17 protein-coding genes are annotated in these 21,523 nt (G+C 70.2%); 5 read left to right on the forward strand and 12 right to left on the reverse strand.

The window, feature by feature from the left end:
- Nucleotides 1-23: 23 nt before the first annotated feature.
- The 3 genes from P8A18_RS08335 to P8A18_RS08345 all read right to left on the reverse strand — a co-directional run bounded on the left by P8A18_RS08335 (nt 24) and on the right by P8A18_RS08345 (nt 5,242).
- On the reverse strand, nt 24-2,855 hold the full coding sequence (locus tag P8A18_RS08335; RefSeq protein ID WP_306053160.1) for a LuxR C-terminal-related transcriptional regulator: 2,832 nt from the start codon (nt 2,853-2,855) through the stop codon (nt 24-26).
- Nucleotides 2,856-2,981: 126 nt separating this feature from the next.
- Nucleotides 2,982-3,890, reverse strand: coding sequence for a hypothetical protein (locus tag P8A18_RS08340; protein ID WP_306053161.1), 909 nt, complete (start codon nt 3,888-3,890; stop codon nt 2,982-2,984).
- Between the two features lie 146 nt (nt 3,891-4,036).
- A complete protein-coding gene (locus P8A18_RS08345; RefSeq protein WP_445978190.1) occupies nt 4,037-5,242 on the reverse strand; it encodes a S1 family peptidase in 1,206 nt (401 codons plus the stop codon).
- A gap of 522 nt (nt 5,243-5,764) precedes the next feature.
- Here P8A18_RS08345 and P8A18_RS08350 point away from each other — a divergent pair.
- Nucleotides 5,765-6,058 carry a hypothetical protein gene (locus tag P8A18_RS08350; protein WP_306053162.1) on the forward strand — a complete coding sequence of 98 codons (294 nt, stop codon included), beginning with the start codon at nt 5,765-5,767 and terminating at the stop codon, nt 6,056-6,058.
- Between the two features lie 343 nt (nt 6,059-6,401).
- Here the strand turns inward: P8A18_RS08350 and P8A18_RS08355 are convergent, their stop codons facing one another.
- Both P8A18_RS08355 and P8A18_RS08360 read right to left on the reverse strand, forming a co-directional pair.
- Nucleotides 6,402-6,890, reverse strand: coding sequence for an NUDIX hydrolase (locus P8A18_RS08355; protein ID WP_306053163.1), 489 nt, complete (start codon nt 6,888-6,890; stop codon nt 6,402-6,404).
- Nucleotides 6,891-7,004: 114 nt separating this feature from the next.
- A complete protein-coding gene (locus P8A18_RS08360; RefSeq protein WP_306053165.1) occupies nt 7,005-7,376 on the reverse strand; it encodes a hypothetical protein in 372 nt (123 codons plus the stop codon).
- A 422-nt stretch (nt 7,377-7,798) separates the two neighbouring features.
- Between P8A18_RS08360 and P8A18_RS08370 the strand changes: the two genes are divergently transcribed.
- Nucleotides 7,799-8,233: a contact-dependent growth inhibition system immunity protein gene (locus P8A18_RS08370; protein ID WP_306053166.1), complete on the forward strand. Its 435-nt coding sequence runs from the start codon at nt 7,799-7,801 to the stop codon at nt 8,231-8,233.
- Here the strand turns inward: P8A18_RS08370 and P8A18_RS08375 are convergent.
- The 4 genes from P8A18_RS08375 to glnA2 all read right to left on the reverse strand — a co-directional run bounded on the left by P8A18_RS08375 (nt 8,209) and on the right by glnA2 (nt 14,328).
- Nucleotides 8,209-8,562 carry a hypothetical protein gene (locus P8A18_RS08375; protein WP_306053167.1) on the reverse strand — a complete coding sequence of 118 codons (354 nt, stop codon included), beginning with the start codon at nt 8,560-8,562 and terminating at the stop codon, nt 8,209-8,211. The genes P8A18_RS08370 and P8A18_RS08375 overlap by 25 nt on opposite strands.
- A 56-nt stretch (nt 8,563-8,618) precedes the next feature.
- Nucleotides 8,619-9,563: a response regulator gene (locus P8A18_RS08380; protein ID WP_306053169.1), complete on the reverse strand. Its 945-nt coding sequence runs from the start codon at nt 9,561-9,563 to the stop codon at nt 8,619-8,621.
- A 10-nt stretch (nt 9,564-9,573) separates the two neighbouring features.
- Nucleotides 9,574-10,584, reverse strand: coding sequence for a sensor histidine kinase (locus P8A18_RS08385; protein WP_306053170.1), 1,011 nt, complete (start codon nt 10,582-10,584; stop codon nt 9,574-9,576).
- 2,382 nt (nt 10,585-12,966) lie between these two features.
- Nucleotides 12,967-14,328 carry a gamma-glutamylpolyamine synthetase GlnA2 gene (glnA2, locus tag P8A18_RS08390; RefSeq protein WP_306053172.1) on the reverse strand — a complete coding sequence of 454 codons (1,362 nt, stop codon included), beginning with the start codon at nt 14,326-14,328 and terminating at the stop codon, nt 12,967-12,969.
- 243 nt (nt 14,329-14,571) lie between these two features.
- Here glnA2 and P8A18_RS08395 point away from each other — a divergent pair, with 243 nt between their 5' ends.
- The 3 genes from P8A18_RS08395 to P8A18_RS08405 all read left to right on the forward strand — a co-directional run bounded on the left by P8A18_RS08395 (nt 14,572) and on the right by P8A18_RS08405 (nt 17,666).
- The gene (locus P8A18_RS08395; RefSeq protein WP_306053173.1) at nt 14,572-15,249 is read left to right on the forward strand and encodes a thioredoxin-like domain-containing protein; all 678 of its coding nucleotides are present in this window, start codon (nt 14,572-14,574) and stop codon (nt 15,247-15,249) included.
- 154 nt (nt 15,250-15,403) lie between these two features.
- Nucleotides 15,404-15,838, forward strand: coding sequence for a CBS domain-containing protein (locus P8A18_RS08400; protein ID WP_306053175.1), 435 nt, complete (start codon nt 15,404-15,406; stop codon nt 15,836-15,838).
- 73 nt (nt 15,839-15,911) lie between these two features.
- Nucleotides 15,912-17,666: an NAD+ synthase gene (locus tag P8A18_RS08405; RefSeq protein ID WP_306053178.1), complete on the forward strand. Its 1,755-nt coding sequence runs from the start codon at nt 15,912-15,914 to the stop codon at nt 17,664-17,666.
- A 220-nt stretch (nt 17,667-17,886) separates the two neighbouring features.
- Here the strand turns inward: P8A18_RS08405 and P8A18_RS08410 are convergent, their stop codons facing one another.
- From P8A18_RS08410 to P8A18_RS08420, 3 genes are all read right to left on the reverse strand, one after another.
- Nucleotides 17,887-19,113 (reverse strand): MFS transporter, encoded by a 1,227-nt coding sequence (locus tag P8A18_RS08410; RefSeq protein WP_306053180.1) that lies wholly within the window; start codon nt 19,111-19,113, stop codon nt 17,887-17,889.
- Nucleotides 19,114-19,338: 225 nt separating this feature from the next.
- The gene (locus P8A18_RS08415; protein ID WP_063831080.1) at nt 19,339-20,271 is read right to left on the reverse strand and encodes an endonuclease/exonuclease/phosphatase family protein; all 933 of its coding nucleotides are present in this window, start codon (nt 20,269-20,271) and stop codon (nt 19,339-19,341) included.
- Between the two features lie 292 nt (nt 20,272-20,563).
- Nucleotides 20,564-21,445, reverse strand: a complete 882-nt coding sequence (locus tag P8A18_RS08420; protein WP_306053183.1) for a TetR/AcrR family transcriptional regulator — start codon at nt 21,443-21,445, stop codon at nt 20,564-20,566.
- Nucleotides 21,446-21,523: the final 78 nt, after the last annotated feature.

Raw genomic sequence — 21,523 nt, forward strand, 5'->3', positions numbered from 1 at the left:
ACGCCCAGGGGGAAGCCGGCCGGCTACGCGCTCCCGGCGCCGGCTCGGCGGAGGTCTCCCGCGCCCTGAGCCGGCCCGCCGCGCGGATGGGGCGGACGTGCCGCGGCCGGCCGGTCGGCGAGGTCGCGGCGGGAGAGCGCACCGGTCTTGCGCATGGCGCGGGCGATGTGCTGCTCCACCGTCCTGGGCGACAGATGGAGGGTCGCGGCGATCTCCCGGTTGGTCAGGCCGGACACAGCGAGCTGAGCCACCTCCGCTTCCCGCGGGGACAGTTCGTCGGCGTGCGAGGGGCGGCCGGGAGGGCGGCCCTTCTTCACCGGCCGCTGTGTGCGCAGCAGGGCCCTGACCCGCGCCGCGTCCCATCCGGCGCCCAGCTCGGTGAAGGTCCGGGCGCAGCTCTCCAGCTCAGCCACCGCCGACAGGGTGGAGAGGCGGCCGGAGCCGGGTTCCGGCGGTGTGGCGGTGTCCCCGCCCTGTTCGGCCGGCCCGGCGGGCGCGTCGGTGCCCGCCGCGAGGACACAGCGCGCGGCGCCCTCCGCGGTCAGTGCCCGGCTGTAGGGGCGGGCCATGGCCGCGAACGCCGCCGCGGCCTGCCGGTAGAGCGCGGCGGCTGGGAAAAGCTCGTCCGGCTCCTCCCGGGCGAGCGCCGCCGTCTCGGCCAGAACGGCTCTGCTCCGGATCAGCGCGGCCTGCGCGGCGGGCGCGTCACGCCGGCCGAGGCCCTGGGAGAAGACCCGGACCATGGCGTGCGCCGCGGTTTCGTCGCCCGCGCGGGCCACCGCTTCCACAGCCCACGGCAGGAGTTCGCAGCCCCAGGTCCACACCCCCTTCCCGGCAAGGGCGGTCCAGGCGGCGCGCGCCTGTTCCGCCGCGGCTTCCACCTCCTGGCGGGCCAGGGCGAGGCGGATCGCGGCTCCGGCCGTCGTCGCGGCCAGGGGCACGGGAAGGCTCCCGGCCCGGGCGGCCCCGCGCTGGGACAGCCAGGGCCCCACCTCGCCCCAGTCCCCCTCGGCGAGGGCGAGCAGTCCGCGCACGACGTAGGCGTCGGAGGCGAGGAACGGCATGTCGGCGGTCGCCGCGACGAAGTCCTCGCACCGCTGGGCCAGCCCCTGCCACCGGCCGGTCCACCACTCGTGGAGCAGCCGCGCCCCCAGCGCGGTGTGCTCCTGGTAGGGCGCACCACTGCGTGCGGCCAGATCCAGTCCTTCCGCGAGCAGTTCCTCCCCCCGGTCGTGGAAGCCGAGCCAGACCGCGGAGTTCGCGGCGTTGCACAGGCCGCGTGCCGCCTGCCGGGCGCACGCGGGGTCCGTGTCCTTCCCGGACAGTTCCTCGACCAGCTCCCACGCCCCCGGGTCGGCACAGCTCAGGGCGAGGTCGGCCCGGTTGGCGAGGACCGCTGTGCGCATGGCCTCGTCCCCGTCGGCGTCCGCGACGGAGACGGCCTCGGCCAGCCACTTCCGGCCGGCCTCGATGTGGTTCCCCGGCACGAACGTACTGGACAGTGCCGCCATGGCGCGGGCGGCCAGGCCCGGCCGGACCTCGCGCAGTTCGGCGGCGGCGATCTCCAGTGCCTGGTGTCCCTCGGGCCCCCGGCCCATCTGGTTGGCCAGCATCAGGCCCAGGTCGAGCCGCAGCTCGCCACGGATCGCCGGGGGCAGGGACGCGTCGCGCACGAGCTGTGCGAGCACCTCGACGGTCTGGTCCGAGCGCAGCCCGGTCACCGCGCTGCGGGCGAGGAGCGGCGCGAGACGGGCCCGGCTCCGAGGGGGCGGGCCAGGCATGGCCAGGGTCCTCTCCAGCAGGGTGACGGCCTGCTGGTGCAGGCCGGCCGCCGCCGCGGCCTCGGCCGCCTTCTCCACCGCCGCCAGCCATCTGCCGGAATCGCCGGCCGCCCGGTGGTGTTCGGCCACTTCCGCCCAGGGCACGGGCTGTCTGCGGCGCAGTACGCCCGCGGCCCGGCCGTGCAAGTCCTGGCGGACGGGGCCGGGCACGCGGGCCCGAACGGCCGGGGCGGCCAGCGGGACGGCGAAGCCGTAGTGGCCTTCGGCCGGTTCCGCAAGGGCCGCCTTCTCCAGAGCCGCGAGCAGCGCACCGGCTCCCGCCCCGGGTCCGAGCCCCGACACCGCGATCAGCTCGTCCCGGTGGGCGGGGGCGCCGAGGACGGCGGCCGCCCAGACCACCGGCCGGTGTTCCGGGGGCAGCGCGTGCGTACGGCTCAGTACGAGTTCCGCGAGACGGGTCGGTACCCCGGCCGCCTCCACCTCGGCCGCCGTGCCTGTGAACGCCGGTTGCCGTTCCCTCAGTGCGGAGAGGAGGTCGACGACCACCCGGGGCACGCCGCCGCTGAGCTCGTGCAGTCTGCGCGCCGCCTCTGCGGTGCAGGGCCCGTTCAGCGCCTCGTCGGCGGCCCGGCGGACGCGTGCCTCGTCCCAGGGCGTCAGCCGGTGCCGGAGCAACCTGAGCCGCGAGGGGTACGTCATCGGCGTGCCGCCCAACGGCATTCCGGGTACGGGCAGTTCCTCGGGCCGGTAGGCCACGGCGGCGGCCGAGCCGGGCCCCAGCTCACCGAGGACGCGGCGCAGCCACCGCAGTTCCTCCTCGTCCGCCCGGTGGACGTCGTCCACCAGCCACAGGGCCGGTGCCCGCAGGGTGCCGTCCTCGCCGGGCGGCCCGGCGTCGGCTCCGCACCGCCACCGCACGGTGTGCGGCGTCCCGGGCAGGCCGGCCAGTGCCTGGAGCAGGTGGCTCTTCCCCTCGCCGGCGGCACCTTCGACGTACAGCAGGACCGGTTCGGCGCGCTCGCCCGTGAGGGTGCGGGCCAGGAGCCGCAGAGCGGAACCACGCGTCTCGATCACGTCATCACCCTCGCTCTCGTTCTTCCGGAAGGTGCGGAGACGGCGCGCCGGGCACCTCGCCCCGCCGGGCCCGCACCGTACCAAGGCGGAGGCAGAGGCAGGGGCAGAGGCGTGGGCCGCGGGTGTTCAGTCCGGCCAGCGCCACTCGACGCCGTGGACGCCCGGTGCCGACTTCATCGGCAGCAGATGGGTCGTGTGGAGGCCGTCGAGGGCCGCGAGCTGCCGGCTGGGCTCGGCGCCGAGGTGTCTGCGGTAGTAGTGCCAGCACGTCGCCGGCACGGCCGAGGGGTGGAAGCGGACCTGGAGCAGGTAGGTCTGCAAGGGGGTGGTGACGCGGGACTCGTGCTGGTGGGAGACGCCCCCGGTCGCGGCGGTACGGACGGTGTACTCGACGACAGCGGTCTCGTTTCTGGCCAGTGGGCGGCCGAGCGGTATCTCGGCGACCACACAGTTCGGCTCCGGCCGGAACCAGGTGCGCGGAGGCGGTCCCGAGGGAACGGTGACGTCGAACGCGTTGTCCTTCGCGGCGTCCAGGGTATGGACGACCGTCAGGTGGCGCGCGTTGGTGCGGGCGGCTCTGACCGCGACGGTGACGCGTACCTCGTCCACGAGGCGGTGCTCGTTGACGCGGACCGCCTCGTGGACGACCAGCCGCCGCAGGCCGGCGTTGAGGTGCGGGAAGGCGTCGCCGAGGGCCCTTTCGACGTCGGAGTTCTCGCCGTAGACGCCACGTACGGCGGCCGGGTCGTGGGGTGGGACCCAGCCGCGCGGCCGGCGCCGCAGCAGGGACCGCAGAGCGCCACCCGGCAGGCCGAGGAACGGCTCCAGGGCGTCGACGGCGCGCAGGGACTGCGACCTCTCCGGCTGGCTGCGGCCGCTCTGCCAGTAGCTGAGGGTGGCGACACTGAGGGTGATTCCGTGCGACTTGAGATGATCGCGTACCACCTCCAATGACAGCTCACGCCGCTGGAGAGCCGTCTTGAACGTGGTCGCGAACAACGTGTCCGGGTCGTCGGTGCGGGGAGCGTTCGCCATGGCGTCTTCCAGCGGTGGAGGGACTGTCTTCGGACGGGAGCCGGGGGTTCTGGACCCGAGGGCCGGGGTCGTCCCCTCGGCAAGCGGCCGGGGGCCGCCCGCCCTGTTGCGCGAACGACCCCCGGCCCTGCCTGCCCCGGATGTGATCAGTTGGTGTTGAGCGTCAGCCCGTAGTACTGGAGGGCGTCGCTGAGGGGCTGGAAGTACGAGGAACCGCGGGAGTTGACCCCGCCGGTGCACTGCTGGTTGGTCGGGCCGCCGGAGGTCATGCCCTGGGCCTGGTTGCCGGAGATGTACGCACCACCGCTGTCACCGCCCTCGACGCAGACGCTGGACGCGCCCAGTCCGGTGATCACCGTGTCGGGGCCTCCGTTGAGATCGACGTACGTGACGGTGTTGTTGTACGAGGTGATCGAACCGCAGGTCCAGCCGGTGGTGGCACCGGACTTGCAGAGCGCGGAGCCGACGGCCGCCCGGTTGCCGCCCTTGACGGCGATCGTCGAGGTGCTGCCCTGGCCCCAGGTGCCCACGGCGGTGACGATCGAGTGGCCGGAGTTGAGGGTCGCGATGCCCATGTCGACGCTGTTGCTGCCGAGCCTGTAGCGGGTGTTGTAGCCCTGGGCGAAGGCCGTGCCGTCGTAGCGCAGGGTGTTCACGACGCAGTGCCCCGCGCTCACCAGGTACTGCCTGCCGGAGCTGTCGTGGGCGCCGTAGCCCACGGAACACCAGCCGGTGGTGTTGTTCAGCGTCATCTTGCTGCCGGGGTAGATCGCGGCCTTGGCTTCGAGCTGTTCCTGGCCGCGCACGATCTCGACGGCCGCGCCCTGTTCGGCGGCCTTGGCGAGGAACGCCTTGGCGGCGGCCCCCCGGTCGTTGTTGACCTTGACGGTCACCTTGTCGGCGGCCAGGTCCACGGACCAGGAAGCCACTCCGGAGGGGACCTTCTTCGCGGCGAGGGCGTCCAGCCGGGACTTGACCTCGTCGAGCGCCGCCTGCCCTCGCACGGGCACCCGGGCCGTGAGGCCGGCCTTCTCCACCTCGGCCGCCTCGGCCTTGTCGCCGACGTTGACGGTCAGCTTGCCCGAGCCGTCGAAGAAGGCCCCGTCGTCGGCTATGCCGCTCTTCGTGAGCGCGGCCAGTCTGGCCTGCTGGGCGCTCTGCCGGTCCAGCCGTTCGGTCGCGGCCTTCTCGCTCACACCGAGCGAGGCGGCCAACGCCCGGACCATCTCGGGCTGGTAGCGGGGGGCGGACTCCGTCTCCTGTGCCTGGGCCAGGGTCTGGGTTCCGAGGACTGCCGAGGCCGAGAGCGCGATGCCCAGCGCTGCCATGCGGTACTTACGGGAGTTACGCACGTTGATCCCTTCTGATGGCAGCCAGAAACTCAAGGGGGGTGTACACCGGAATGCACGAACAACGCGCCGTCCGGCGAAGGCGGTTTCTGGCTGGCGGAGAGTCATCGACTCGCCGCGAACGGAACTATTGCCCAGCGATCGAAGGGATTTCAATACGCGTGCAGCGGGAATCTTTCTTAACAGAGTCCGTGGCATTCCTGTTGAATAGAAATCAAGCGAAAGGGCGTCACCTGATGCCCTTTCGGAACTCGGGTCACGCCCAGCGGTACCGCCCGCCCCGGACCCTAGAGGAGTCGGGCTCGTCGTTACATCAGGAGGGCGGATTCACGTATACGCAGAAAACCCGGCGCACCCAGGGGCTCAGCCGATGGCCCGGGATACGTATGGGTGATTGACCGTTCCGGATATTCGGGAACCGGGCGGCTTCGTACGCTGGCGGAGGCCGGTCAGCGACCGCACGGGCACGAAGCCGAGCGGTCACCAAGGAACGCAACCCTCCGCAGTGACCGAGGAGACGGCGCCATGCCCCAGGTCTACTACCAGGTCAATGTCCCCATAACGAACTCCGGACCACCCGAGGAGCGTGGGCTGCACATCTTCACGGGGCCGGCAGACACCTGGTCGGACGCCCTCCGCATCGCCCGCGAGACCTGCGACACGGCCGCCGCCGCGCAGCAGGCGGGCTTCCCGCTCCCCCGCCGGCGCCCGGACGGCTGGGGAGCGCGCGGCCTGCGCCCCGGCTGGGTCTTCGACTGGCCTGCCGCGACCGTGGACACCTGGCCGTACGGAGGGACGAACGCGGCAGCGCGTTTCTGACCTTCTGACCGACTCTGCCTTTTTCTACGTATCCGTAAATCGGCGGTCCGTATGGAATCGGCAGCGATTCACTCCCTAGAATTTCGACGAAGCCCGAAAGGCCACCATGCAGGCAGGAACGGTTCATCCACAGATGATTCCCGGTTCCGGCCCGGCTGCGGTGCCGGCGATTCGAAGACCACCACCCCTTCGAAACCACTGCCACCGATCAGGCCATGGGCCGCGGCGAGAAAGCCCGCCGCGGCCCATGGTTCTCGGCGCAGACGCGTTGAGCGATCCGGGACGACGCCGACCCGCCCGGTACAGCCGGCGAAGGCGGGGTCCGGGGCAACCCGCGACACAACTACCGCCTCTTCGCGACGCGTCCGGGAGGCTGGGCAAACGTCGTGCCGTCGTGCGTGCGCACCTGCGGCGCACCGTCCAGAAGGGCATCGGCGACCCGGACCGCGTAGACCTCGGCCATGCGGCCGGCCACCTCGTCCGGAGTCAGCCACTCGACTGCCGTTGATTCGTCGGACAGTTGCTCGTAGCCGCCTTCGGCGCGGCAACGGAAGACCAGGGCGACGATGCCGCGCGACGAATTCTTGTAGACCCCGGTCAACCGGTCCACCCGCACCGTGATGCCGGTCTCCTCATAAACCTCGCGCCGGACACCGTCCTCTGGAGCCTCGGCCAGTTCGAGCACACCCCCGGGCGGTTCCCAGGCCCCGTTGTCGGCCCGCCTGATCACCAATACCCGGCCGTCCTCCCGGACGACGACTCCGGCCACGGACACGGAGTGCAACGGCGTTGACGAGCTCTCCGGCGCCACTGGGCAAACCTCTCGATTCATGGCCGACTCCGAATGAGGGCACGTCACCGGAGCTCGTGGATCACCCCAGTCACGCGCGATACGGATCGCGCAGTCCTCCGCGCCACCCAGCAGACCGCCGCACAGAACCAGCGCTCACCGCACGGCGTCAATGGCCTCGATGGCCTCGAAGATGTCGGCATCGGTCTCCCGCTGCCACTCGGGCAACACACCCCAGTCGGCGACGTACCCGGGCTTCGGGTCCTCGAAGTGCTTGTACATCTGGGCCGTCCAGCACAGGGCGACGAACCGCCCCTTCTGCTCCCGCGACAGCCGCGCCGCCTGCCCGCCACTCACCGCGAGGAACTGCCGCACCTGCTCGTACACGGCACCCGCCGCCTCCCGCTCCCACTGCGGGGTGCCGTCCCACGGCGTGACGTACCCGGCCTTCGGCTCCCCGGGAAAGTGCCGCCGCACACCGGCGATCCAGCTCTCCCGGAACAACCGCGCACCCTCGGTCCGTGACATAACCACGCCTCTCCTCACAGTGTGTTGAGCACGCCGTTTTCCGCCCCCAGCTCTGCCACACGCCGGTCGCGGCTCAAGGGCCCGAACTCGTCGCACAGGGCTCGGAGTCTACGGGCGACATACCCGGACCCCAAGGCGCACGCCAGGCCGACGGCCTCGTTCCCGTACGCGATCACCTGGTCCGGATCGCGCCGTTTCGCGCCGACGGCGGCCAGGTCGACAAGCACGGCGGCCCGTCGCCGGTAGGACTGCCCGGGGGCCAAAGCCGTTTGCTTGAGGGCCTCCTGGCAAGCAGAAACAGGGTGGAGGCCGACCTCCAGCGCTGAAGCCAGGCGTCCCCGCCCACGCCGGCCGGCACACGTGGGAGGACAAGACCCGTCCGCAAGAAGAGGGGGAAGCCGGGTGGGGCGACAATGAACGCCATGGGCCCTCTGTTGCACCTCGACCGGACGCTCGATGACCTGGACCCGCCCCGCCGGCCGGCTCCGCCCTCCGCAACGACCCATCTGGCACGAAAGGTGCGTGCGCTGAGGCGCGTACCCCTGGGTGAACTCCGCCCGGCGGACCTGTGCACGCTCGTCTCACAGCAGGTGGCGTTGCCGTACGTCGTTCCGCTCGCCGTGCGCCTGCTGCTGGAGGAGCCGCTGATCGACGCGTACTTCTACGAGGGCGATCTGCTGCTCGCCACCGTGGGCGTCCCGGCGACGGTCTGGGCTCTGCTCCCGGACCTCGCGGACCAGTTGCGTGCCGTCGTCTCGGCACTGCCGGGGTCCGCCTGCGCCGGTCTCCCGCGCGGTGCCGAGGACGAGATCACCCGCTTCCTCGCCGGAGGTCAGCGAAACTCGTGCACCACCTGAATCCCACCCACGATGTGCGCGTTGAACTCGTCCAACTCCTCGGCCGGGACCCAAAGTTCCAGGATCGTCCGTCCGCCCGCCTGTTGTACGGGGTACCGGCTCAGGAAATCCGACTCGACCTCGAAGCGGGTGACGTAGCCGACGCCGCTGTGCTTCACGTTCCAGTCCCTCGCGATGCGGATCGCGTAGTCCTCGTTGAGGACCGGGTAGAAGATCGGCTGCTCGGGGAGCCTGGGGGGCCAGGCGCGCCAGTTCAGTTCGCGCACCAGGTCCAGCTCCTCGGGGCCGGTGGGGCGCCACAGGGTCGTCGTTGCTTGTCGGCCGGTCATGTGGGCGGACGTTACCGGCCCCGGAATCGCGGCGGCCACGCGATTTCGGGGCCGGGTCAGCGGATGTGGCCCGTGTCGATGAACTCCGACGTCCCGTCGCGGTAGTAGTCCGTATGCCTGGTCGCGTAGGCGTCGTCAAACACCAGCACCACCAACGGGACCGCGGTGTCCTCCCGGCAGCAACTGCATTCCTTCACGAAGGAGAGGCGCAGCTTCCTGTAGACGGGGGCGCTTTCGATGTGGCGGGACTTCACATAGTTCTCCGCCGGGTCGGACGATTCCTCGGGGAGTCGGTAGGTCTCCTCCGTCGATGCGGTGGCCGTCGTCTCGGTCGTCCGGGCCTTTTTCACGATCCGGGTGACCGCGGCCTCGATCCGCGCGCCGACCTTCGATTTCTTGGCGATGTCCGCGGCCAGGCTTCCCTTGGCGTTGTACTGATGGGAGGTCTCCACGATAAATGTCTCTTTGACGGACGTGCTGTACGTGTACTTCTTTTCCTGGCCCGCATTGATCTGCTGGACCGTGACCCAGCTGTCCGGGATCACATGGGCTTCATCGAGGACCTGGACGGCTGCCAGGTAATACCTGACCCTGTCACCGAACAGGAGAAATTTCCTGCGTTCGGAATGGAGGAGTTCAGGGGAGCCGACCCGCCACTGGGCCGCCCGGTCCACCTCGTACTGGGTGTGCCATTTGAGGACGACTTCGGACAGTCTCGCGATGTCGGCCTTGGCGAGGTAGTCCGAGAAGCCGAGGCTCATGGCCTGGCCGACCTCGTTCGAGCTGGCCTCTCCGGTAATCATGATGGCGTTGAGTGCGGGATTCACCTCCCGGAGCTCGCGGTAGAGCTCGGTGCCGCTCTTGACCGGCATCCGCTGGTCCAGCAGGGCCACCCGGATCGGGTGTTCCTGAACGGCGGCAACGGCGCGTTCCGGCCTACTGCACGCCAGCGTGCGGAAGCCGGTCTGCTGGGTGATCAGCTCAGCGAGCTGCTCGGCCATGCTGCGCGAGTCATCGACCACGAGTACCGTGTACACCGCCGTCCTCCTGCCTCCGGGAAGGGAGCGAAACGGTGAACGCGGCTTCGTCACCGTCGGCTTTCATGGATATCTCGCCGCCCGCGAAGCCCTCGACCAGGCCCTTACTGACGGACAGGCCCACGCCCTGATGACCGCTCTTCGTGGTGTAGCCCCTGTCGAATACTTCGCCGCCCGGTGGACCGCTCGCGCACACATTGGAGATGACGAAGGCAATGGTGTCCGCCCCCCTCGTGAAATACACCGCAACCTTTCCACCCTCCGGAGAGGCATCGACGGCGTTTTCGAGAAGCGGCAGGAGTGCGGCGATGACGAAGTCGTCCGCATAGCCGTCGAAGGATTCCGGGATGTCGCCGATCTCCGGCTCGATCGCCTTGTCGACCGCGTTCGCGTAGAAGTCGACCGCCATTCTCAGCGCCGCCGCACCGGTGCCGGTGAACGATTCACCCACACCCTCCTGGAGTTTCCCGTAATTCCTGTACGCATTGATGAAGCACTTGCATATCTCGACACCCTCCCGGATGCGCCGGACCGGGAGCGCCACCGCCTCGTCCCCGCCCGCTGCCCGGGACTCCATGGACAGCGCCGCGGCCTCGATCTGGGCCAGCGGGGTACTGAGCGAGTGGGCGATCTCCTGCGTCAGCTTGGCCCGTTCGGCGCTCACGTCGGCCGAGCTCATGTGGACGACCTCGGCGGTCACGTTGGTGACAGGCTGCGGCCGGCGTTTCAGATCCTGCCGGACCCGGAAGGCGATCTCGTCGGGAAGGCGTTCAATCAGCTCCGGCACCAGGCGCTGGGACCGGGCGGCCTCCGACACATCGAGCTCCTGCGTGCGCAGGAGCTCCCGGATCTCCCGGACCGACCTCGTGAGTTCGTACGCCCTGTCCTCCGCACGCCTCGACAGCCTGGAGGCGAACCCCATGGCCAGCAGTCCGGCGGCGCTGCCAGTCGTCACTGCGAAGGTCGCGTTGATGAATGCGTCCATGGCCCCCCTCGGCAACGCGCCCAGATTAGGCGGAGCCGCCCGGCGCCGTCACCGCTTCACCGGAACAGGGCGGCAGGTTCCGCAGCTTGAAGGCCGTGACCTCGCTGCGGTACTCCTTCCACTCGCGCTTCTTGTTGCGGAGGAAGTGGTGTGCCGGGTTCGCGACATGCGGCCACTGACGTGATCTGCACTGTGACCTGCGGGTGAGCAATTGACAGTTGTCACCATTGGTCGACAACGAGTGCTCCCCGCGCGGGGCCCAGACGACCTCACAGGAGCGCTCCGGCGGGATACCCCCTAGCAGCAGATATGGCGGACTCATAGGCTCCCAGCCATGGAATGGACAGCATTGGTTGCTACAGCGGTAGGTGCGGTTATCGGGGTTGGCAGCACCCTCGTCACAGACCGCGCGTCTTGGCGGCGGAACACGAGGGCGCAGGACAGAGAGACTCTGCGCGCAGTGGCTGCCCAGTTTTTGGAGGCCTTGACGGAAGCGCGCGACACCATAAGCGATGCCAGCAGATCAGGGCACGTACACGTGGATGAACGCGCCCAACTCGCTCGTACCAGCGTCCTCACTCACGGTGTGCACTCAAAGCAGTACCAATTGGAGCTATTGGCCACGCCGGAGGTGGCAGGGCTCGCTGGCAACGCGGCCTATCAACTGCTTCAGTACAGGGACGCGGTAATTGCTGGACATCTCCGCGACGATCCTGAGTGTGCGGAGGCGCGACGCGCATTCCGCGATGCCCGTCAGAAGCTCATGGCCGCCTTGCGGTCCTCATTGGCTCGCACCTGAGGCGATGCCTTGATTGGTGCCGAATCATTGAGCTGGCATAAGGACGGTGGGACATCTGGTACCGGACAGGCTGTGGGACATGCTCAAGGATGTGGTGCCGTTGGCGGTCGGCGGCGGTGCGCTGACCGGATGGTGTTCACGGCAACTACCTTCGTGGCCACGTCAAGCTGTATCTGACGGCAACTTCCCCCCGATCTTCGGAGCCTCCGGGCAGACAGTTCATCGACGCTGTTCCGACTGGTCGAAGGGTCGGGTACGGGCTGAAGTGCATCGGGCAGTACTGGCCCGGCCAGAGGCAAGTGGCCAGTTGGACTGGTGGCGGTGCGCGATCGATTCGATGAGCCTGCCTGCGACTCCATCGACGCTACGAGCGCAAGGCTGAACACTTCCTTCTCGGAATCGTGGCGGCCGCCTATGAGTGGTGCCAGACCTCTGCCGAGCAATGTCCCAGGAAGTACCCGCTATACCCCCAGTGTTGAAGAACAGAGCCCAGCTCACGACAGCGTCCCCTGCACGCCGCGCACCCCGCTCGAATGCGAAGCCGGGCCAGCACAGGTCTCCCGTCAGGCTGAACTGAATGCCCTCGCCCCGCCCCAGCGCGTGGGCCTCCATCTCAGTGGACAACTCCGACGGCACACGGCCGATCAGCCGGATCCCCTCGCAGATGACCTGAGGGCCACGCAACCCATCGACGAGCACGCACGTCAGCCCCACCCCTTCGACGAAATAACACTTCACAGCCGACCACTGCTCGTCCGACGCAGCCCTGCGAAAGTTGACCCGCCACTGGGCACGCAACGAGTTCCAGCGCTCTATCTCACTCTCCTCGGCGATGAAGCCGCGCCCTGCCATAACTGTGACGGCGGCGGGCCGATCGATCCCGAAGGCCAGCGGCCCGACAGCCTCTGCGGGCACGTACCCCCACTGCTCCCGCTCGGAGTCCGCAAGCACTGTCCAGTAGTCCGTGTTCATGGCCCGATGATCAGTCACCCGGCTCCGCCGACATAATCGGCCGGAGGATCCAGATACGGCACCATGACCCAGCCCATGCCATTCCTTCCTGACTGCACCACATGAGACAACGTCCAAGACGTCGTCTCATGTGGTGACTCGATGCCACGTCGCGCGATCTTTTGGTGTGATGCTCCGGTTCCGCAGCCAGTGGCGGATCTCCGAGTAGTCGTACCCCTTCCCTGCGCGGAGTTCGGTGGGGCTGCGACGTCGGATCCCGCGCCACGAGCACACGACCGGAAGAGCCATGTCGGGAAGCGCGCCCGTGCAGCGGAGCCGGGGTGCCTTGATGAGTTGGAGAAACCTGCAACGTCCCGGAGCTCAAGGCCTGCCCCGTAACTGCTGCTTGCCACGAGTGCTGTGCCCTTCCCCGGGTCGGGTTCTTATGAGCTCAGGAACGTTGTCAGTGGGCGAGGGCAGACTGACGTCGCCATGGACAAGGTGTACTTGGGCCGCCCGTTCGGGCCTGACGGCCCGCGGGCGGCCCAGAGCTGATCATGGCTGCGGGCGGGTCACCTCGGTTGAACCGGGTGGCCCGCCCGCTTTCTGGTCTCTGGGCGCCTGACCTGCGTCTACAGCACCGGCAGCAGGTTCTTCAGCTCGAAGGCCGTGACCTCGCTGCGGTACTCCTCCCACTCGCGCTTCTTGTTGCGCAGGAAGAAGTCGAAGACGTGCTCGCCGAGGGTTTCGGCGACCAGTTCGCTCTTCTCCATGAGGGAGATCGCCTCGCCCAGGTTCTGCGGGAGGGGTTCGATGCCCATCGCGCGGCGTTCCGCGTCGGAGAGGGCCCAGACGTCGTCGTCGGCGCCGGCCGGGAGTTCGTAGCCTTCCTCGATGCCCTTGAGGCCGGCGGCGAGGAGGACCGCGTAGGTGAGGTAGGGGTTCGCGCCGGAGTCGATGGAGCGGACCTCGACGCGGGCCGAGCCGGTCTTGCCGGGCTTGTACATCGGGACGCGGATCAGCGCGGAGCGGTTGTTGTGGCCCCAGCAGATGTACGAGGGGGCCTCGCCGCCGGCGCCCGCCGCGCGGGAGGAGCCGCCCCAGATGCGCTTGTAGGAGTTGACCCACTGGTTGGTGACGGCGGAGATCTCCGCCGCGTGCCGGAGCAGGCCTGCGATGAAGGAGCGGCCGACCTTGGAGAGCTGGTACTCCGCGCCGGACTCGTAGAAGGCGTTGCGGTCGCCCTCGAAGAGGGAGAGGTGGGTGTGCATGCCCGAGCCGGGGTACTCCGAGAACGGCTTCGGCATGAACGTCGCCTGCACGCCCTGCTCCAGCGCGACCTGCTTCATGACCAGGCGGAAGGTCATGATGTTGTCGGCCGTCGACAGCGCGTCCGCGTACCGCAGGTCGATCTCCTGTTGGCCGGGCGCGCCCTCGTGGTGGCTGAACTCGACCGAGATGCCCATGGATTCGAGCATGGTGATGGCCTGGCGGCGGAAGTCCATGCCGACGTTCTGCGGGGTGTGGTCGAAGTAGCCGGAGCTGTCGGCGGGGGTGGGCCGGGTACCGTCGACCGGCTTGTCCTTCAGCAGGTAGAACTCGATCTCCGGGTGGGTGTAGAAGGTGAAGCCCAGGTCGGAGGTCTTGGCCAGGATGCGCTTGAGCACGTACCGCGGGTCGGCGAAGGACGGCGAGCCGTCCGGCATCAGGATGTCGCAGAACATGCGGGCCGTGCCCGGGGCCTCCGCGCGCCACGGCAGGATCTGGAACGTGCCCGGGTCCGGCTTGGCGATCATGTCCGACTCGTACACCCGGGCGAAGCCCTCGATGGCGGAGCCGTCGAAGCCGATGCCCTCGTCGAACGCCTGCTCCAGCTCGGCGGGGGCGACGGCCACGGACTTGAGGTAACCGAGGACATCGGTGAACCACAGCCGTACGAACCGGATGTCGCGCTCCTCAAGGGTCCTGAGGACGAATTCCTGCTGCTTGTCCATAGCCACATCCTTGCAGTTCAGACGGTCTGTGCTCCACCTCCCGGGGCTGGGGAGAGACTCCAGTATCGCGACCCCGGATTTCCCCCAGATTACGCACCCGACGTGACGTGGAGCACCCGGCCACCCACTACGATCGGCGCCCATGGTGCGAGCAGGGCCCAGCCGCCTCGCCACCGCCCCGCGCGCACCGGATTCCCGCTCTCCCCGTCCCCCTCATCACCCCTTCGCAGAAGGACCCACGACATGAGCTACGACCGCAGGACCCGCATGGAGCAGATGCGCAGCGCCGACCGCGCGCGCGACCGCCGCAACCGCGTCCTGGTCATAGGCGCAGGCGCCCTCGTCGTCGCCGGGCTCGTCACCTTCGGTACGTACACGATCCTCGACAAGTCCGACGCCTCGGCCAGTTCGATGAGCGGTGACGACAAGGGTGCGAAGGGCTCGGACCAGAAGGACGGGGACCTGGCCACCGGGCCCATCGAGGGCGAGAAGTCCTGGGACGCGGCGAAGCTGGGCCGCGACCATGTCCAGGAGGACGTGAAGTACCCCATGAGGCCCCCGGTCGGCGGTGACCACAATCCCGTCTGGATGAACTGCGACGGCGAGGTGTACAAGAAGGCCATCCCCGACGTGAACGCCGTGCACGCCCTGGAGCACGGTTCCGTATGGGTGACGTACACGGACGACGCGCCGGCCTCCGATGTCGACAAGCTCGCCGACCGGGTGTCGAAGACGCCGTACTCGCTGATGAGCCCCTACAAGGACCAGACCGGTGCCATCATGCTGACCGCCTGGGGCAAGCAGGTCACCGTGGACGGCGCGGACGACCCGCGGGTGGCGCAGTTCTTCGCCCATTACGTGCAGGGCCCGCAGACGCCCGAGCCGGGCGCCGCCTGCACGGGCGGACTGAGCGCGCCCTGAGCCGTCACTGGCATGCCCTTGTACGAAAAGTTCCCCTGTGAGGTAAATACACCCGAATGGCCGATAGCGGTCGCGTCGCCCGAACGGGCCCATGACGATGGGTTCGCTCGGGGACGCACGTACGGCTGCCCATCGGCACGCAGGAGGAATCCCCATGACCACCGCCAAGGACATCATGCACACCGGCGCCACCTGGATCCCGGCGCACGAGACCCTCGACCGCGCCGCCCAGCTCATGCGTGAGCACCACGTCGGCGCGCTGCCCATCTCGGCCAGCGGCGAGGAGGACCGGATGATCGGCATCCTCACGGACCGCGACATCGTGGTCGGCTGTGTGGCCGAGGGCCGCGACCCGTCCAAGGTCACCGCGGGCGACCTCGCCCAGGGCACGCCCCGCTGGATCGAGGCGGACGCGGACGTGGAAGCCGTGCTCCGGGAGATGCAGAACCACCGCATCCGCCGGCTCCCGGTCGTCGAGGACAAGAAGCTGATCGGCATGATCAGCGAGGCCGACCTGGCCCGGCACCTCTCCGACGACCAGATCGCCGACTGGGCGGAACAGGTCTACGCGCGGACCTCCACCGGCTGATCCACCGCGGGCGTCGTTGCTTTTACCCGGCCCGCCAGGACATCGCGTCAGTCAGACGATTAGAGTGGGTCGCGTGCCTCAACTACGCCTCGCACTGAATCAGATCGACTCGACCGTCGGCGACCTCGCCGGCAACGCCGAGGCGATCGTCCACTGGACCCGGCACTCCGCCGAACAGGGCGCCCACTTCGTGGCGTTCCCCGAGATGGTGCTGACCGGTTACCCCGTCGAGGACCTGGCCCTGCGGTCGTCCTTCGTCGAGGCGTCACGCGACGCGCTGCGCGCGCTCGCCGCCCGCCTCGACGCGGAGGGCCTCGGGGAGCTCCCCGTCCTCGTCGGCTACCTCGACCGCTCGGAGTTCGCCGCGGAGCGCTACGGCCAGCCCGCCGGGTCGCCGCGCAACGCCGCCGCGGTGCTGCACCGCGGCGGGATCGCGCTGAACTTCGCCAAGCACCACCTGCCCAACTACGGCGTCTTCGACGAGTTCCGGTACTTCGTGCCGGGCGACTCGATGCCCGTCGTACGCGTGCACGGCATCGATGTCGCACTCGCGATCTGCGAGGACCTCTGGCAGGACGGCGGCCGGGTCCCGGCGGCGCGCGCCGCCGGGGCCGGGCTGCTGCTGTCGGTCAACGCCTCGCCGTACGAGCGGGACAAGGACGACACCCGGCTGGAACTGGTGCGCAAGCGCGCCCGGGAGGCCGGCTGCACGACCGCCTACCTCGCGATGATCGGCGGCCAGGACGAGCTGGTCTTCGACGGCGACTCGATCGTGGTCGACCGGGAGGGCGAGGTCATCGCCCGCGCCCCCCAGTTTGCCGAGGGCAGCGTCATCCTCGACCTGGAGCTGCCGGCCGCCTCCGCCGACGCGCCGTCGGGCGAGGTCAACGACAGCCTGCAAATCGACCACGTGGTCCTCTCCGAGGAGCCGCTGGCGCCGTACGAGGCCGAGCTGGCCGGTGGTTACGCGGACCGGCTGGACGACGACGAGGAGCTGTACACGGCCCTCGTGGTGGGCCTGCGGGCGTACGCGGCGAAGAACGGCTTCACCAGCGTGCTGATCGGGCTCTCCGGCGGCATCGACTCCGCGCTGGTCGCCGCCATCGCCTGCGACGCGCTGGGCGCGCAGCAGGTGTACGGGGTCTCGATGCCGTCGAAGTACTCCTCGGACCACTCCAAGGGCGACGCGGCCGAGCTGGCCCGGCGCACCGGGCTGAACTACCGGACCGTCCCGATCGAGCCGATGTTCGACGCGTACATGGGGTCGCTGGGGCTCACCGGGCTGGCCGAGGAGAACCTCCAGTCGCGGCTGCGCGGCACGACGCTGATGGCCATCTCCAACCAGGAGGGCCAGATCGTCCTGGCCCCCGGCAACAAGTCGGAGCTGGCCGTCGGCTACTCGACGCTGTACGGGGACTCGGTCGGCGCGTACGGGCCGATCAAGGACGTGTACAAGACCTCGGTCTTCCGGCTGGCGAAGTGGCGCAACCGGGCCGCCGAGGAGCGCGGGCAGACGCCGCCGATCCCGGAGGCGTCCATCACCAAGCCGCCCAGCGCCGAGCTGCGGCCCGGCCAGGTCGACACGGACTCGCTGCCGGACTACGACGTGCTGGACCGCGTCCTGGAGCTGTACGTCGACCGCGACCAGGGGCTCGACGCGATCGTCGCGGCCGGTTTCGACCGGGCTCTGGTGGCGAAGACGCTGCGGATGGTGGACGCGGCGGAGTACAAGCGGCGGCAGTACCCGCCGGGGACGAAGATCTCGCCCAAGGGGTTCGGCAAGGACCGGCGGCTGCCGATCACCAACCGGTGGCGCGAGGCCGGCTGACGCCGGCGGGTCTCCGGGTACGCCGGCCCGTCCGGTGCTGGGGGTTTGTCCTCAAGCGCCGGACGGGCCGGATGCGGCCGACGCCACCGGGTCAGCTGATGTCTTGTCGTCGAGCACCGGACGGGTCGGATGCGGCGGGTCCCGGTCAGTGACCGCCCAGCCGGGCCGAGGTGTTGTCCCCAAACGGCCGGACGGGCCGGATGCGGCCGACGCCACCGGGTCAGTGGTGGCCCGTCGCGGCTGACGTGCTGTCGTCGAACGCCGGACGGGCCGGGTTCTGGCGTGCCACCACCTTTGACCTGCCGCCGTCGCGGTCCAGGACGCCCGCCGTGACCGCCACCGCCAGGCCCGCCACCGCGAGGGCCGCGCCGACCAGGGCGGGGGACGTCCAGCCCCAGCCCGCCGCGATGGCCACGCCGCCGAGCCAGGCGCCGCCCGCGTTGGCCAGGTTGAACGCGGAGTGGTTGGAGGCCGACGCCAGGGTCGGGGCGTCCTTGGCCTTGTTCATGACGAGCATCTGGAGCGGTGTGGTCGTCATGAAGCCGACGCCGCCCAGCAGCACCACCATCACGAGCGCGGCCCACTTCACCTGCGCGGCGAACGGGAAGACCACCAGGACCACGGCGAGCGCGCCGAGTGATCCGTACAGCGTCGGGCGCAGTGCCCGGTCCGTGAGCGGGCCCGCGGCGAGGGCGCCCAGGGTCATGCCGATGCCGAAGAGCGCCAGCACCAGCGTCACGGAGGACTCGCCGAAGCCCATCGCCTCGGTCGTCATCGCCGAGAGGTAGGAGTACACGGCGAAGACCCCGGCGAAGCCGAAGACGGCGGTGAGCAGGCCGAGCAGCACCTGCCGGTTGCCCAGGGCGCGCAGCTCGTGGCGGACGTTCTGGTGGGCCTCGACCGGAATCTGCGGGATCAGCCGGGCGAGGGCCGCCATCGCGCAGACGCCGATGGCCGCGACCACCAGGAAGGTGGCCCGCCAGCCGAGGTGCTGGCCGAGCAGGGTCGCGGCGGGTACGCCGACGATGTTGGCGACGGTCAGGCCGAGGAACATCGTGGCGACGGCGCGCGCCCGGCGCCCCTCGGGGACCAGCCGGGAGGCGACGACGGCGCCGACGCCGAAGAACGCGCCGTGCGGCAGTCCCGCCAGCAGCCGGCCCGCGATCAGCCAGCCGAAGCCGGGGGCGAGCGCGGAGGCGAGGTTGCCGACGGTGAACAGGGCCATCAGCAGCAGGAGCATCCGCTTGCGCGGGATGCGTGAGCCGACGGCGGTGAGCAGCGGGGCACCCAGCACCACACCGATCGCGTACGCCGACACCAGGTAGCCGGCCGTGGGGACGGAGGTGCCCAGATCGTCCGCGACGTTGGGCAGCAGGCCCATCATCACGAACTCGGTGGTGCCGATGCCGAAGGCGCTCACGGCCAGCGCGAGCAGGGCCAGGGGCATGAGGAGAAACCTTTCCGCGGAGAGCCCCGCCCGGCGCCCGGGACCCGGTCGGGGCCTGCGGGGGTGCGGGAGGGACGGGAGGAACGTGGCCGTACGCGTACCGGCGCGGTCCGCCGGGTGGGCGGGGCGGACGGTGGCGGACCGGCCTCTTCGCCGGCGGCCTTGTTCCCGTTCGGAACAAAGTCTCTCAGAGGTCGGACACCCCTGGGTGAACGGCCCGTTACGTCAGAGCTTGACGCGGGCGGCGATCGGGAGATGGTCGCTGCCGGTGGCCGGGAGCGTCCAGGACGACATCGGCTCGACGCCCTTGACCATGATCTGGTCGATCCGGGCCATCGGGAACGACGCGGGCCAGCTGAACCCGAAGCCGTCACCGGCCGCGCCCTGGGTGGAGCGCATCTGGGAGGTGACCGCGTTGAGCGCGCGGTCGTTCATCGTGCCGTTGAGGTCGCCGAGCAGGGCGACCCGGGCGAGGGACTCGTGCGAGATGGCCTTGCCCAGCGCGTCCGCGCTCTGGTCGCGCTGGTTGGCGGTGAAGCCGGCGTGGAGCTTGACCCGTACGGACGGCAGGTGCGCCACGTAGACGGCGAGCGGGCCCTCGGGCGTGGCGACGGTGGTGCGCATGGCGCGGACCCAGCCCATCTTGAGGTCCACCGGCCGGGTGTCGCTGAGCCGGTACTTGCTCCACAGGCCGACGGTCCCCTGCACGGAGTGGTAGCGGTAGGTGCCGGAGAGCGCCTTCTCGTACGCCGCGACCTTGCCCGCGGGAAGTTCCTGGAGGGCGACGACGTCCGCGCCGGAGCCCGCGACCTGCTCGGCGGTGGCGGCGGGGTCGGGGTTGTCGGCGTTGACGTTGTGGGTGGCGACGGTGAGATCGCCGCCGCTGCCCGACTTGTCGGTGAGCAGCCCGCCGAACACGTTGAGCCAGACCACGACCGGCAGCAGCAGTGCGATCAGGGCGGTCGCCGAGCGGCGCACCAGGCCCAGGATCAGCAGCAGCGGGATGAACACGGCGATCCACGGCAGGAACGTCTCGGAGAGGCTGCCCAGGTTGCCGATGGTGTTCGGGATGCGGGCGTGGAAGGCCATCACGAGGGTCAGCAGCACCGAGCAGCAGGCCAGGACGATCCCGCGGCGCCAGATGCCCCGGTCCTTCATCAGTCTCTCGCGCAGGTCCCGGAAGCGGGATCCGGAGCGCTGCGGCTCCGTGCCGCCGGTCTCCGTGTCCGCCCTGTACGCCTGCGCCATCGCACTGTCCTCACTGCCTTGCCGTACACATCGCCGCGCCCCCGACCCTAGGGGATGCGCGATGTGTTTCATGCCGCCGACTCATGCCTCCGTCGGCTGCCGTACTGCCACGAGGACGTAGCGGGCGGCGCCGGCAGTTCCGGCCTGGGGCGGTACGCGCGGGTCTGTGACGAAGCCCGCACACTCGTACCCGCCCGGCGCGTCAGCCCCGGTCCTTGCCCCGGTCCTTGCCGTGGTCCGCGGCCCGCCGCGGTGCCAGGCCCTCGATCGCCAGGGCGATGACGCGGTCGACGAGGTCCTCGGGCAGCGGCGCGTCGAGCCGGTGGATGGTGCGTACGAGCATGGGGCCGAGGAACAGGTCGTTGATCAGCTCCACGTCCGTGTCGTCCCGCAGCTCACCGGCATCGACGGCGCGCCGGACGGCGGCGGCCATGGCGACGCGGCGGGGGGCGATCACGGTGCGCTGGTACTCGTGCCAGAGCTTGGGGTGGGTCTTCATCTGCGCGAACACGTTGTGCAGCAGGGCCGAGGAGCGCTGGGCGAGGCCGCGCGTACGGATGGACTCCAGCAGGATGCGCAGGTCGTCCAGGCCGCCGGTGCCGGAGACGTCCGGCTCCGGGGGCTCGATGGCGCGCAGGACGTCGACGAACAGCTCCTCCTTGCCGGCCCAGCGCCGGTAGATGGTGGCTTTGCCGACGCCCGCGGTGCGGGCGATGCGCTCGATGGAGAGGGCCGCGAGGGGTTCGCCGGCCTCCAGCAGCTCCACGACGGCGTCCAGGATGGCCCGCTCGGCGGCGGCGCTGCGCGGCCGGCCCCGGCGCGGCTCCGGCTCCTCGCCGGGGGCGGAAGCCGGTGCGCGGGCGGGCGCGGAGGCGGGGGCGGGTGCCGAGGCGCGGGCGGGTGCCGAGGCGGGGGCGGGCGCGGAGGCGGGCGCCGGGGCTGAGACCGGGGCCGGGGCGGGGGCCGGGGCGGGACGCCGTCCGGTGGCACCCGGGCGGCCCGGGTCGGGACCCGGGCCGCCGTCCGACCGCCCGTCCCGCCCGCCCGTGGCCCGCTCGTCCCGGTCCGGTGCCTGAGCCTGCACGTGAAACCCACCTTTCGCCGCCCCGATTCTCCCCGACGCGACCGGGGGGCTCTGCCGCGTCCCGGCCCCCCGCGTGTG

The organism is Streptomyces sp. Mut1 (assembly GCF_030719295.1).
In the GTDB taxonomy this organism is placed as follows: Bacteria; Actinomycetota; Actinomycetes; order Streptomycetales; family Streptomycetaceae; genus Streptomyces; species Streptomyces castrisilvae.

Excerpts from the sequence above, each read along its gene's own strand:
- P8A18_RS08340 (WP_306053161.1), bottom strand. The coding sequence starts at position 3,890 with ATGGCGAACGCTCCCCGCACCGACGACCCGGACACGTTGTTCGCGACC.
- P8A18_RS08350 (WP_306053162.1), top strand. The coding sequence starts at position 5,765 with ATGCCCCAGGTCTACTACCAGGTCAATGTCCCCATAACGAACTCCGGA.
- P8A18_RS08355 (WP_306053163.1), bottom strand. The coding sequence starts at position 6,890 with ATGAATCGAGAGGTTTGCCCAGTGGCGCCGGAGAGCTCGTCAACGCCG.
- P8A18_RS08360 (WP_306053165.1), bottom strand. The coding sequence starts at position 7,376 with ATGTCACGGACCGAGGGTGCGCGGTTGTTCCGGGAGAGCTGGATCGCC.
- P8A18_RS08370 (WP_306053166.1), top strand. The coding sequence starts at position 7,799 with ATGGGCCCTCTGTTGCACCTCGACCGGACGCTCGATGACCTGGACCCG.
- P8A18_RS08375 (WP_306053167.1), bottom strand. The coding sequence starts at position 8,562 with ATGACCGGCCGACAAGCAACGACGACCCTGTGGCGCCCCACCGGCCCC.
- P8A18_RS08380 (WP_306053169.1), bottom strand. The coding sequence starts at position 9,563 with ATGGCCGAGCAGCTCGCTGAGCTGATCACCCAGCAGACCGGCTTCCGC.
- P8A18_RS08385 (WP_306053170.1), bottom strand. The coding sequence starts at position 10,584 with ATGGACGCATTCATCAACGCGACCTTCGCAGTGACGACTGGCAGCGCC.
- glnA2 (WP_306053172.1), bottom strand. The coding sequence starts at position 14,328 with ATGGACAAGCAGCAGGAATTCGTCCTCAGGACCCTTGAGGAGCGCGAC.
- P8A18_RS08395 (WP_306053173.1), top strand. The coding sequence starts at position 14,572 with ATGAGCTACGACCGCAGGACCCGCATGGAGCAGATGCGCAGCGCCGAC.
- P8A18_RS08400 (WP_306053175.1), top strand. The coding sequence starts at position 15,404 with ATGACCACCGCCAAGGACATCATGCACACCGGCGCCACCTGGATCCCG.
- P8A18_RS08410 (WP_306053180.1), bottom strand. The coding sequence starts at position 19,113 with ATGCCCCTGGCCCTGCTCGCGCTGGCCGTGAGCGCCTTCGGCATCGGC.
- P8A18_RS08415 (WP_063831080.1), bottom strand. The coding sequence starts at position 20,271 with ATGAAGGACCGGGGCATCTGGCGCCGCGGGATCGTCCTGGCCTGCTGC.